General features: G+C 62.3%; 15 protein-coding genes. 9 read left to right on the forward strand and 6 right to left on the reverse strand.

What is annotated here, in order from left to right; translation table 11 throughout:
* The first annotated feature begins 139 nt into the window (after nucleotides 1-139).
* Complete coding sequence (blaBJP, locus tag AB7813_RS05825) at nucleotides 140-1,027, forward strand: BJP family subclass B3 metallo-beta-lactamase (protein WP_120292453.1); 888 nt, start codon at nucleotides 140-142, stop codon at nucleotides 1,025-1,027.
* 96 nt (nucleotides 1,028-1,123) lie between these two features.
* Nucleotides 1,124-1,528 (forward strand): GFA family protein, encoded by a 405-nt coding sequence (locus AB7813_RS05830; protein ID WP_120292451.1) that lies wholly within the window; start codon nucleotides 1,124-1,126, stop codon nucleotides 1,526-1,528.
* A gap of 20 nt (nucleotides 1,529-1,548) precedes the next feature.
* On the opposite strand, the gene AB7813_RS05835 is transcribed toward AB7813_RS05830, so the two are convergent.
* Entirely contained in the window at nucleotides 1,549-2,796 is a 1,248-nt protein-coding gene (locus AB7813_RS05835) for an MFS transporter (RefSeq protein ID WP_439083374.1), read from the reverse strand.
* A gap of 197 nt (nucleotides 2,797-2,993) precedes the next feature.
* Between AB7813_RS05835 and yghU the strand changes: the two genes are divergently transcribed.
* Complete coding sequence (yghU, locus tag AB7813_RS05840; protein ID WP_439083373.1) at nucleotides 2,994-3,866, forward strand: glutathione-dependent disulfide-bond oxidoreductase; 873 nt, start codon at nucleotides 2,994-2,996, stop codon at nucleotides 3,864-3,866.
* A 94-nt stretch (nucleotides 3,867-3,960) separates the two neighbouring features.
* On the opposite strand, the gene AB7813_RS05845 is transcribed toward yghU, so the two are convergent.
* Entirely contained in the window at nucleotides 3,961-4,182 is a 222-nt protein-coding gene (locus tag AB7813_RS05845; protein WP_093758344.1) for a hypothetical protein, read from the reverse strand.
* An 84-nt stretch (nucleotides 4,183-4,266) separates the two neighbouring features.
* The gene (locus tag AB7813_RS05850) at nucleotides 4,267-4,689 is read right to left on the reverse strand and encodes a group III truncated hemoglobin (RefSeq protein ID WP_439083372.1); all 423 of its coding nucleotides are present in this window, start codon (nucleotides 4,687-4,689) and stop codon (nucleotides 4,267-4,269) included.
* A 334-nt stretch (nucleotides 4,690-5,023) separates the two neighbouring features.
* Between AB7813_RS05850 and AB7813_RS05855 the strand changes: the two genes are divergently transcribed.
* The 3 genes from AB7813_RS05855 (at nucleotide 5,024) to AB7813_RS05865 (ending at nucleotide 7,467) form a co-directional block, all read left to right on the forward strand.
* On the forward strand, nucleotides 5,024-5,923 hold the full coding sequence (locus AB7813_RS05855; protein WP_089264011.1) for a helix-turn-helix domain-containing protein: 900 nt from the start codon (nucleotides 5,024-5,026) through the stop codon (nucleotides 5,921-5,923).
* A 218-nt stretch (nucleotides 5,924-6,141) separates the two neighbouring features.
* Entirely contained in the window at nucleotides 6,142-7,116 is a 975-nt protein-coding gene (locus AB7813_RS05860) for a Bug family tripartite tricarboxylate transporter substrate binding protein (RefSeq protein WP_089264010.1), read from the forward strand.
* Nucleotides 7,117-7,149: 33 nt separating this feature from the next.
* The gene (locus tag AB7813_RS05865; protein WP_089264009.1) at nucleotides 7,150-7,467 is read left to right on the forward strand and encodes an NIPSNAP family protein; all 318 of its coding nucleotides are present in this window, start codon (nucleotides 7,150-7,152) and stop codon (nucleotides 7,465-7,467) included.
* Nucleotides 7,468-7,699: 232 nt separating this feature from the next.
* On the opposite strand, the gene AB7813_RS05870 is transcribed toward AB7813_RS05865, so the two are convergent.
* Both AB7813_RS05870 and AB7813_RS05875 read right to left on the reverse strand, forming a co-directional pair.
* Nucleotides 7,700-8,494: a class II aldolase/adducin family protein gene (locus AB7813_RS05870; protein ID WP_068736808.1), complete on the reverse strand. Its 795-nt coding sequence runs from the start codon at nucleotides 8,492-8,494 to the stop codon at nucleotides 7,700-7,702.
* A 30-nt stretch (nucleotides 8,495-8,524) separates the two neighbouring features.
* On the reverse strand, nucleotides 8,525-9,508 hold the full coding sequence (locus tag AB7813_RS05875) for a Bug family tripartite tricarboxylate transporter substrate binding protein (protein ID WP_439083371.1): 984 nt from the start codon (nucleotides 9,506-9,508) through the stop codon (nucleotides 8,525-8,527).
* Between the two features lie 328 nt (nucleotides 9,509-9,836).
* Between AB7813_RS05875 and AB7813_RS05880 the strand changes: the two genes are divergently transcribed.
* The gene (locus AB7813_RS05880; RefSeq protein WP_439077353.1) at nucleotides 9,837-10,298 is read left to right on the forward strand and encodes an MEKHLA domain-containing protein; all 462 of its coding nucleotides are present in this window, start codon (nucleotides 9,837-9,839) and stop codon (nucleotides 10,296-10,298) included.
* Between the two features lie 183 nt (nucleotides 10,299-10,481).
* Nucleotides 10,482-11,099 carry a CPBP family intramembrane glutamic endopeptidase gene (locus tag AB7813_RS05885; RefSeq protein ID WP_184517320.1) on the forward strand — a complete coding sequence of 206 codons (618 nt, stop codon included), beginning with the start codon at nucleotides 10,482-10,484 and terminating at the stop codon, nucleotides 11,097-11,099.
* Nucleotides 11,100-11,116: 17 nt separating this feature from the next.
* Here AB7813_RS05885 and AB7813_RS05890 read toward each other — a convergent pair whose 3' ends face one another.
* Nucleotides 11,117-11,398 (reverse strand): hypothetical protein, encoded by a 282-nt coding sequence (locus AB7813_RS05890; RefSeq protein ID WP_089263998.1) that lies wholly within the window; start codon nucleotides 11,396-11,398, stop codon nucleotides 11,117-11,119.
* 131 nt (nucleotides 11,399-11,529) lie between these two features.
* Here AB7813_RS05890 and AB7813_RS05895 point away from each other — a divergent pair, with 131 nt between their 5' ends.
* Nucleotides 11,530-11,991, forward strand: a complete 462-nt coding sequence (locus AB7813_RS05895; protein ID WP_439064021.1) for a ClpXP protease specificity-enhancing factor SspB — start codon at nucleotides 11,530-11,532, stop codon at nucleotides 11,989-11,991.
* Nucleotides 11,992-11,995: the final 4 nt, after the last annotated feature.

Here is an 11,995-nt window from a genome sequence, read left to right on the forward strand (position 1 = left end):
GCGCTCACAACATTCGCCGCCCGGCCGTGCCAGTCATGCGCGATGCCGGCATGCAGGAATGGCGCTTGAGCCATCCGCCCAAATCGCGCTTCAATCCTGGCGTTCAGAAGAACCAATAAAATCAGACCGGGAGGCCATCATGAAGACGCTCGCAGGAGCCATCTGCGCTCTGGCGCTATTTGCAGGCAACGCGCAGGCGCAGACCGTCAAGGATTTTCTGGCGCAGGTGATGGTCAAGTGGACCGCGCCATTCGAGCCTTTTCAGCTGATCGACAACATCTATTACGTCGGCACCGACGGCATCGCGGTCTATCTCATCAAGACATCCGACGGCCTGATCCTGATGGATACGGGCGTCCCGCAATCGACCGGGATGATCAAGGAGCACATCGCAAAGCTCGGCTTCAAGGAAGCCGATATCAAGATCATCCTCAACAGCCATGCCCATTTCGATCACACCGGCGGTTTTGCGGAGATCAAGAAGGACACCGGCGCGCAACTGATCGCAGGCCGACGGGACAAGCCATTGCTCGAAAGCGGCACCTACCCGGGCGATGAAAAGAACACCGATATTGGTTTCCCGCCGGTCAAGGTGGATCGCACCGTCACCGAGGGCGATAAGGTCACGCTCGGCGGCACCACGCTGACGGCGCATGCGACACCCGGCCATTCGCCGGGCTGCACGAGCTGGGAGATGACCGTGAAGGACGGCAGCGAGAACCGTGAGGTCCTGTTCTTCTGCAGCGGCACCGTGGCGCTGAACCGGCTGGTCGGCAATCCAACCCATGCCGGCATCGTCGACGATTATCGGTCGACCTATGCCAAGGCCAAGGCCATGAAGATCGAAGTGCTGCTCGGGCCGCATCCGGAAGTCTATGGCATGCAGGCCAAGCGTGCTGCGATGAAGGACGGCGCGCCGAATCCGTTCGTGAAACCGGGCGAGCTTGCCGCTTACGCTGCAGTGCTCGAACAGGATTTCGACAAGCAGCTCGCCAAGCAAACGGCTGCGCTGCAAAGCGGCAAATAGCGACTGCCAGCCGCGGCGAGCGATTTGTCGCAAGCCGCGGCAGTTGTCGGCGATTGCGGTCGGCTGGTAGTTTTGCGCATCAGATGAGGTGCGCCCATGGAACTCGCCTGCCCCTGCAACGCCGTGAAGCTCAGGATTTCAGCCGACCCCATCGCCCATTTCTGGTGCCACTGCGCCGACTGCCAGACCGTCCACGGCGCGGCTTATGTGGCCGAGGCCGTCTATCCGGCTGACGGTGTTGAAGTCGTTCAGGGCGACACGACATCGTTCGCGCTGAAGACGACCCCGCGCCTCAGTTGCGCAATGTGTGCCACGCGGCTGATTATCGAACTCGACGGGATCGGCATGCGCAGCATCAACGGCTATCTGCTCGGGGACGCGTTCAAGCCGAGCCTGCATATCAATTGCAGCGAGGCGATCGCTCCGGTCCGCGACGGCCTGCCACATTACGCCGCCATGCCGGCGGCGTTCGGCGGCGACGACCGGCTGGTCGACTGGTAGGACGCCGAGGTTTTTCCTCGCTAGGGCAGCGCCAGCAGGCCTCCAGCAACAATCATGGTCGCCAGCGCCGACAGCGCCAGCGACCAATGGATTCCGATCATGCTGCCGACGACGCCGACCGAGATGCCGCTGAAGGCGCGCAAGCCCAGGCTCGCCATATTGAACAGACCGATGACGCGACCGCGCTTGTCCAGGGGTGCATCGAGCTGCACAAGGCTCTGTGCCATGGCGTTGAACGACAATTCGAGGAATCCCGCCGCAAACAGGAACAACAGCGCGATGGCGTAATGACCGGTCAGCGCGAAGATCGCCAGCGCGCCGCACCAGAGCAGCGCCAGTATGATCGCCGTACGCGGCTTCGGCGCCAGCAATTGCCTGCCCTCCAGCGCCAGGCCGGCAAGCAGGCCACCAGCTGCGTCAGCCGCCAGCAGCATGCTGTAGGACATGCCGGGATCGCCATGGCCGAGATCACTGGCGAAGCCCGGCATCTGCGAACTATAGGCGTTGCCGACGAAGAACGAGGCCGCGCCGGCCAGTGCGATCATGGAGACGATCACCGGCCGGTGGCGAACGTCGCGCATGGTCTGGACGATGTCCGCAAAGCCCCGCACGGCGCGCTGAGGCGCGGGCGCGCCGGTGCGAAAGCGCGGACCATAGGGCGCCTTGATCAGCCACAGCACCAGCGGCAGATAGAAAATGGTGTTGAGCATGATGCCATAGGCCGGGCCCAGCGCGAGCAGGATCACGCCGCCGACCGCAGGCCCGACCATGACGCCGAGATAGCGCGCCATCGCGTTCAAACGCACCGCGCTCGGCAAGTCGGCGGAACCGACGACGTCGTAGAGCAGCATCTGGTTCGGGGTCTGCCAGAGCACGCCAGCACAGCCATGGATCACCAGCAGCACCATGGCCTGCCACATCTGCAGCGTGTCAGTGATGAAGAAATAGCCCCAGCCCAGCGATGCCAGAATGAACAGCGCCATGCCGCACTGGATCACGCGCCGCGGGTCGAAACGCTCCGCCAGCGCGCCAGATGTGACCGAGAACAGCAGGAACGGCAGCCAGTGCGAGACGATGGCAAACCCACCGAGCGCGGGCGACTGGAATTTCTGAAACACCACCCAGTAGCTGATCACATGCTCGATATTGTCGGCCATCATGGCCAGCACATAGGTGATGAACTGGGCGCGGAATCCCGGGTGATGCAGCGCCGCGAAAGATCGTTTGGCGGGCGGTGCGCCGACGGTCTGCGCTGGGGTGTCGCTCATCGGGAGGGGAATCTTCGGACGGAGGGAAACGCCGCCATCGGCAATGACGGCGGTTCGGACTCGTTACATCGCATGTCTTCGCCCGGCACAAGGCGGCTTCCGGCATAGGACGCCTCGCCATCTTGCATGCAATTGCATTCATCCCTACCTGTCCCCGGCAACCATCAACCCTGCCCCTTTTCCGGAGCCAGCCTGACATGACCGACGCCCCCTACACGCCTCCCAAAGTCTGGACCTGGGACAAGGAAAACGGCGGCAAATTTGCCTCGACCAACCGGCCCATCGCCGGCCCCACCCATGAGAAGGAGCTCCCGACCGGCAAACATCCGTTCCAGCTCTATTCGCTGGCGACGCCGAACGGCCAGAAGGTCACGATCATGTTCGAGGAACTGCTCGCTGCCGGCCATACAGGCGCGGAATACGATGCCTGGCTGATCCGGATCGACGGCAACCAGTTCGGTTCGGGTTTCGTCGATGTCAATCCGAACTCCAAGATCCCGGCGCTGATGGATCGCAGCGGCGACAAGCCGTTCCGTATCTTCGAGTCCGGCGCGATCCTGGTGCATCTCGCCGAGAAATTCGGCGCCTTCCTTCCAAAGGGTGGCCCCGAACGCGCCGAGTGCCTATCCTGGCTGTTCTGGCAGATGGGCAGCGCGCCGTTCCTCGGCGGCGGCTTCGGGCACTTCTATGCCTATGCGCCCAGCAAGATCGAATATGCCATCGACCGCTACGCCATGGAGACCAAGCGCCAGCTCGACGTGCTCGATCGTCAATTGGCCAACAACGAATTCATCGCCGGCAAGGATTACAGCATCGCCGACATGGCGATCTTCCCCTGGTATGGCGGCCTTGCGGAGAGCGCCATCTACGGCGATGCCGGCACGTTCCTCGATGTGCAGAGCTACAAGAACCTGCAGCGCTGGACCAGGACCATCGCGGCACGACCTGCCGTGAAGCGCGGTCGCATGGTCAATCGCACCTCGGGCGATCCGGCCGGCCAGTTGCGCGAACGCCATGACGCCAGCGACTTCGACACGAAGACTCAGGACAAGCTCGAAGCGAAGAGCTGAGACGAAGACTTCGAGTTGACGTCGCTTCAGCCCGGAATCGAAAAGCCCCGCGCGCGCGGGGCTTTTGCACGTCTGGATGCGTGAGGCAGCAGCCTCAGCCCTTCATGCACTTGTTGACCGATGAGGTCTTGGCGGCGCCGGCCAGTGGCTTGCCCTCGGCGCTCTTGGCGTTGTCCTCGCAGCACTTCTTCATGAAGCTCTTCTTGGCAGCGCCCGCGAGCGGCTTGCCGTCGCCGCTGACGGCGTTGCAGGATTGCGCCATTGCGGGCGCAGCACTGAACAGGCTCAAGAGAACGAGGACAGACAGACGTTTCATGGACCGACTCCCGGTTTGTTGGAGCTGCAGCCTAGCGCAACCACGGGCTCTCGCAAGACCGGCTATGCATCACGTGCCTACCGCTTAAACGCTATGTCGCGGCGCAGCGATTTCGCCGCGCACAGAGGCAACGCCCATCTCGAAACTGTCAGCGATACGGCGCGCGCGGATCATGAAGGCCTCGGTGACCTCAGCCGGAAATATCTCGCGCGCGGTCTGTTCGAACAGCAAAAGCCAGCGATCGAAATGTTCGCCCTTCAGCGGCAGCACGAGATGTGGACGCATCGGCCGGCCATTGTAGCGGCCGGTCTTCAGCATCATCGACGACCAGAAATCGCTGATCTGCGCGATGTGATGATCCCAGTCGGTCACGGCGCTATTGAAGATCGGCCCCAGCAAATCATCCTCGCGGGCGCGGCCGTAAAAGGTCTGCACCAGAAGCGCGACATTTTCCTCATTCAGGGAGGGCTGGAAGCTGGTGAAGCCGATTTCGGAGGTCTGCGTCATGCGCCCTGATGTAGGCGACGGCGGCCAGCTCGGCAACCGCCATCGCCCGAAATCCGTTCTGCAATTGATCCAGCGCAAACTCAGTTGCGACGACCCGCCGTCGGCGTCCGTTCCATCAGGTCCCCTTCCGAGCGAACGCCATAAAATGCCTGCAGGAGCATCCCCCGACGCAACTTCCCGGGTGTGATGGAGCGGCACCCAGAATTCTTATAGAGCTGCCGAACTCCTCGGAGAGACCGTCCGGCGTCGCATTCGCCAACACGCGGTACTCTCCGGCTTTTTGCGATAGGATGACGCTGATAACCGTGCCCCGAAACCGCAAGGACACCTTCACTTGCCCGAAGCTCTCCTCTCCGCCCGCTCCGGCGAGTTTCCGACCTTTGAAACCTCGGATTTCGCGGGCGAAGGCTCGTTCTACTTCGACCTCGTACGACTGGAGGACCGTGACGACATCCCGCGCGGTTTCCTGCACCGGCACAACTACTACCATCTGCTCTGGATGACCCGGGCGAGCGGCACGCACACACTCGACTTCGCGCATTTCGACGTGCGCGACCACTCAGTGTTCTTTCTTTCGCCGGGCCAGGTCCATGCCTGGACGTCATCGGTCAAGCCTCACGGCTACGTGCTGAACTTCAGCACCGACTTCTTCGCGCGGATGTTTCCGCGCGCCGAAGATGTCGCGAAACTTCCGTTCTTCCACCCTGCGCGCGGCAACAGCGCGCTCTATCTCACGCAGGCCCAGCATGACGGCATGCTGCCACTGCTCTGCGAGATGGAGCGTGAGGCACGCGATCGCCAGCCGGGATTTCCCGATGTGGTGCGGGCCAGCCTGCTGATCCTGCTCACGCGCCTGCGCCGTGTGTGCCCCGACAACGAGCCCGCCGGTGGCGTTGGTCCACACCAGGCGCTCGCGCGCCGTTTCGCGATGCTGGTGGAAACGCACTACCTGCGCTTCGGTACCATCGGCCAGTACGCCGAGGCGCTTGGCGTGAGCGAGCGCCAGCTCAACGATGCGGTCAAGCGCACTGTGGCGCGCACGGCCAGCCAGGTGGTGCAGGAGCGCGTGGTCCTCGAAGCCAAGCGCTGGCTCAGCAACACCGAAACGGGCATCGCCGAGATCGCGTTCCGCCTCAATATCGAGGATCCGGCCTACTTCGCGCGCTTCTTCAAGAAGCAGACCGGCCTCACGCCGGGCGACTTCCGGAGGAAGCATTGCCGTCCACTGGACTGACACGCGAAAAAGTCCAACACAACGTCTGATCCGTCCTAGCGCCGTCGCCGCGCGGCTGCATAGAGTGTCCCGCATGGACGCCTGACCGGGCGCTGCCATCGCCACCTGCGCGTTTGTATGCGCAGGTCGGCATGGCATGACGCCCACCGCCACGACCGCCCCGCATCTGCGGAGCGCGCCGTCGGCAGGACATAAAAACAAGAGGCAGAGGAAACAAAATGCACAAAGCAATCATCCCGTTGCGGAGCCTCGTCGTGGCCGCAGCATTGGCCCTCACCTCAGTCAGCGCGATGGCCGATTATCCAGAACGTCCCCTGCGCGTGATCGTGCCGTTCGCCGCCGGTGGTGCCACCGACGTGATCGCGCGCACCGTGGCGCAAGCCATGTCGGTACGGCTCGGCCAGTCGATCGTGGTGGAAAACAAGGCCGGCGCCAACGGCAATATCGGCGGTGCCGCGGCGGCGCGCTCGGAGCCCGACGGCTATACGCTGCTGATGGCCACATCGAGCCACGCGATCAATGCATCGCTCTACCAGAAGCTCAGCTACAGCCTCACGCGCGATTTCGCGGCCTTGTCGAACCTGGCGTCGGTGCCCCTGCTGCTGGTGGTGCACCCGTCGGTGCCAGTCAATTCGGTGAGCGAACTCGCCGCTTACGCCAAGGCCAATGCCGCGAGCGTCAACTATGCATCGGGCGGCGTGGGCACCGCGTCCCATCTGTCCGGCGAGCAGTTCAGCACACTGGCTGGTGCGAAGATCACGCACGTCGCTTACAAGGGCGGCGCACAGGCGCTCAACGATATGATCGGCGGCCAAGTGCAGATCATGTTCGCCAACCTGCCCGAAGTTCTCTCTCTGGTGCAGAGTGGCAAGCTCAAGGCGCTGGCGGTGACGGGCAGCACGCGTCACGCCGCCTTGCCCGACGTGCCCGCTTTCTCAGAAACGCCGTTCCCCGGCATGAACGCGCGCTCGTGGTTCGGCCTGTTCGCACCGGCCGGCACGCCCCCCGCTATCGTCGAGAAGCTTGCGCAGACCATTGTTCAGAGCGTGGCTGACCCCGCTGTCCAGGAGCGGCTCAAAGGGCTCGGCGCCGACCCCGTCGGCGACGATCGGGCGACATTCCAGAAATACGTGAACGACGAGGTGGCGCGCTGGGCCGTGCTTGTCGCGCAGTCCGGCGCCACCGCCGAATGACCCTATTGATCCGCCACCACTTGAGGAAACCCCATGCTGCTTGACGTTCGCACCTACACCTGCCGCCCCGGCACGATCAAGAAACACTTGGCGCTGTATGCCGAGCACGGTTACGAGATCCAGAGCCGCCATCTGGGCAAGCCGCTGGCCTACATGCAAACCGAAACCGGCAACGTCAACAGCTACATGCACATCTGGGTCTATGACAGCCCAGCCGATCGCGAGGCCAAGCGCCAGGCGCTGCAGAAGGACCCGGCCTGGGCCGACTACCTGAAGATCAGCGCCGAGGCCGCCTACCTCATCAGCCAGGAAAACCAGTTGATGACGCCGGTGTCCTTCTTCAAGCCGTAGGCGGACCTGCAGTCGCGCATCTGACTGCCGAACCTATGATGCGCCGCATTCTTGATGCCGCGCATCCCTTCTGTTCATCAGGTGGATGCCACGCCTGCGGGCCCGGCAGCCGCGGAGCCTGCTGGAGCATGATCCCGAAAAGTGGACGCCGGTTTTCGGACAAGATCATGCTCTCATAGAGAAAATAGCTAGAGTCTGATCCATCGAAGATGGATCAGACTCTAGCGCAAGCTCAGTTGCGATAGGATGGATCGACCCGGTCGAGCTTGCGGAGCAGCGCCGGCCAGGCCAGTTCGCCGCTGAGGCCCGGAACATTGTCGCGCGGCTTCATGCGGTCATAAGTGTCCTGCAGGACCTTCTGCGGCGGCGTGATCAGCTTGGTGTTGCATGACAACGCTGCAACCTGAACCTGACAGGCCCGCTCCATCCGGAACAGCACGTTGAAAGCCGCGGCGATGGTCTTGCCCACCACCAGCAGGCCGTGATTACGCAACACCATCGCCTCGTGATTGCCGAGATGCGCGATCAGTCGTTCCCGCTCTTCTGGATTGTCCGCGATGCCCTCGAAGTCATGATAGGCGACATGAAGGAAGCGCATGCAGGTCTGCGCCACCGGCAACAACCCGCATTCCATCGCCGATACAGCCATGCCGGCCACTGTATGAGTATGCGCGACGCAATCGACATCGTGACGCGCCATGTGGATGGCACTGTGGATCACAAAGCCCGCAGCATTCACAGCGTAGTCGGACGCGTTGAACAGCGTGTTGCCGTCGAGGTCGATCTTGACGAGGCTCGACGCATCGATCTCCTCATAGAGCATGCCATACGGATTGATCAGGAACTGATCTTCCGTTCCCGGCACGCGGCAGGAGATATGGTTGGCGATCATCTCGGTCATGCCGTACATCGCCGTGAGACGGTAGCAGGCCGCGAGATTGACGCGCGACTGCCACTCCTCGGGACTGACCTGATCCTGCACCGAACGGACGACTTTCACGGCGGGTGAGCTGACGGCTGCATTCATTGATGTTCTCCCTTGATCTTGTTCATGCGGTCAGTCGACCGTGATGTTGGCTTCGCGAATGAGTTTGCCCAAGCGGTCGCGCTCGTTCTTCACATGGGTTTCGAGTTCTGCCGGCGTCATCGGCCACGGCTGATTGCCGATCGGCTCCATCTTCTTTGCAAATTCCGGCGTCTTGACGATGCGGGTGATGGCGGCGCTGAGCCTGTTCAGCACCGGCTGCGGCGTACCCGCGGGCGCGAAGACTGCGAACCATGTCGCGCCGACGATCGAGGGGAATCCGAGCTCCTTGAAGGTCGGCACATCAGGCAATTGCGGAAGGCGCTCCTCGGACAAGACCGCCAGCGCGCGGTACATGCCCGCCTTGTGGTTTGGCACGGTATTGGTCAGCGCCTCCACATTGCTGTCGACGATGCCCGCAAGCATGTCGTTCATCGCCGGCGCAGCACCGCGATAGTGTACATGCTGCAGCTTCACGCCGAGTCCGCGGGCCACGATCTCACCCATAAGGTGCACGGTGCTGCCCGGTCCGTTGGTGGCATTGTTGACCTTGCTCGGATTGGCCAGCGCATAGGCACGAAACGCCGCGACGTCGGCGGCCGGAAAGTCCTTCTTCACGACGAAGGCAAACGGCACCTTCACCACCATCGCGACCGGCGCAAAGTCCTCGAGCTTGTATTTGATGGAGGCCAGCAGATGCGGGTTGGTCGTGAAGGTCGTCGCGCTGGCGAATAGCAGGGTGTAACCATCCTTGTCGGCACCGGCCACGACTTGCGCACCGATCGACGTACTCGCGCCGCCGCGGTTCTCGATCACCACCTGCTTGCCGAGTTCGGTGCTGAGCTGTTCGGTGAGGATGCGCGCGACGATGTCGGTCGTTCCGCCGGGCGGAAATGGCACGACCATGGTGATGTTGCGCTCGGGATATTGCTGCGCCTGCCCTGGCGCTACGGCGAACAGCGATGCGGCAAGGACCGCGGCGATGGCAAACCATCGCCCCTTCTTGTTGTTGCTCACGTTTTCTCCCTTTGCGCCGGTCCATTGGGCTTTCGCCTGGAACGACATTTTCGGGAGAGGCTAAAACAAGAGCCCAGCCGATGCGACGACTAAATAAGCCGGGCAGCTATCGGATTACACGGGACGCGCAATCGACGAACGGGACGCGGCCGTCTCGGTGACTCAATGCACCGTGGCGTTCGAAAACAGGTTGATCACGACCTGATCCTTCCTGCCGACCGATAGCGGCTGCTCCATGCATTCCGCGGCAGTCAGCACCGCTTTCGCTGCCGATGTCGTATAGAGCCATGCGGGCTATGTCCTCATAGCCTATCCCCGAGAGAGTCCCGTGACCGCTCCGACGCTCCCTGCTTTCGCACTCGATGCACCCTTCTTCAAACTCCTCACCGGGAGCTATCTCCGCACTGTCGGGAAGCCCCTGTTGGCGCCTGGGCAAGATGCAGCGTGGCTCTACAGCGACGCACCATTCGCGGTGCTCGCACATAACACCGACGCCGATCCGGCGTTCACCTATGCCAATCGCACCGCGCAATCTTGCTTCGAATATAAGTGGGACGAATTCGTCACCATCCCGTCGCGGCTGTCGGCGGAAGCGCCGAACCGCGACGAGCGCCAGCGCCTGCTGGATGCCGTCGCGCGCAACGGCTTCATCGACAATTATCGTGGGTTGCGGATCGCGAAGTCCGGTCGCCGCTTCTGGATCGAAGGTGGCATCGTCTGGGAACTGAGAAGTGAGAACGGCGAGCGACGCGGTCAGGCAGCGCTGTTCACGTCATGGACGGATGTGTGAGACACAATACTAGTCGGCGAGTTCCACTTTGTCGCATCGGGGCGGCCAGCAACGGCCGAGCAGACCGTCCGACGGAAATGTCACCACCTGCTGCTGACATATCGACGATCACGCTTTCGTCGCTTTCAGCCTGCGTGGCCACTCCGCCCTTAAACCACCACATGATTTCAGCTATAGAACATCATGACGGTTTTACGACAGCAACGATTCCAATGGCGATTGATCGCTCCACTGCCGGGATTTGCCGCGCTGCTGCTGGCGCCTGGTCTCGCCATTCACTGGGGCTTTCTGCCGTTCGAATATCGCATTCCCGCGTTGCTGCTGGTGTCCGTGCTGTGTATCGCGCTGTGCCTGCTGGCCGGCTTCTCGGTCGCGGAACTCGGCCTCAGCCGTCCCTCTGACATCAGGCACTGGCTGTTCTGTGCCGCGATCACGGCAGGCATCGCGGCAATCATGGTGGCGCAGACCCGGTTTCTCACCTTCGACCACAAGCCACCGGTCTGGCTCAGCTTTGCGCCGTTCTATGTCCTGGTCTCGAGCCCTTGCCAGGAAGTCGTGTGCCGATCGATTCCGAAACTGATGACCGATCGGCTGCAGGTCAGGCCCTGGACCTATGTGATCTATTCCTCGGCGGTATTCTCGCTGATCCACATCGCCTATGGCGACAGCGTGCTGCTGCTCAACACGTTCCTGGTCGGCATCGTCTGGGGTTTCGCCTATCTGCGGATGCGCAACATCTGGCCGGTGATCCTGTCGCATGCCGCGATCGGCACGCTGGCCTTCTCGCTCGGGCTGGCCTGATTCAGATTTGCCTGAGCCTAGCGATCGTATCCGCCGCCGAAGCTGCTCTTGATCTGATGCAGCAGCGTCAGCACCCAGCATAGCGCGAAGGCTCCCGCGAGCCCGTAGGCCGTGCGGCGATCGATCACCGACAGGCCGGTCCAGAGATAGATGCGATAGAGCCAGAGGCCGGCGAGACCGACGCCGAGCAAACACACCAACAGCTTGACGAAGCGCGCATTGGCCACCCCCACCGCGGCAAACAGAATGGTCAGCGGCACCAGAAACAACTGGCAGATGGCGATCAGGCTCTCGTTCACAGGCGGCTCCATTGCGACTCAGAACCGGCAGGTTAAGCGGCCAATTTGAAACAAATGGTTGCGGAAATATGCGGCAGAAAATCGCTGTCGCAGCCCCATGAACCCGCCCGCTGCCGCCGCGACAAAGGATCATGACACCATCCTTGCCTCGCGACCTCCGCACCCTCGCCGTTGCCATGATGATGCTGGCCGCGCTCACATCACACGCGGCAGCACAACAGCCCTGCACCACCGCCCCGCTCGCACAATATGCCGAGGTGAGATCCACGCTTGCCGACGTCGCCAGATGCGGTCTGCGCGGCCGGCACTATTACGAGATCACGTTCAGGACCTCGTTCGACGGCGTCATCGTGCTCGATGCCCAGCGCGCCAAATATCCCGAAGAGATGACGTTCGTGCTGCAGCACCAGTTCGAACGACTGAACGTCACCGCGGATCGCTTCAGCGTCAACCTGTGGTTCAAGGGGATCAAGTCGCGCGTCACGGTGCCGTTCAACGCCGTCACCTATTTCGTTGATCCGTCGGTGAATGACCGGCGCGAATTCGACGTGGGTACGCCGGCGCGCGCCTGCGACAGACCGCAGTCAGGCTAGGCTG

The sequence above is a fragment of the Tardiphaga sp. 20_F10_N6_6 genome, assembly GCF_052076045.1.
Taxonomy (GTDB): Bacteria; Pseudomonadota; Alphaproteobacteria; order Rhizobiales; family Xanthobacteraceae; genus Tardiphaga; species Tardiphaga robiniae.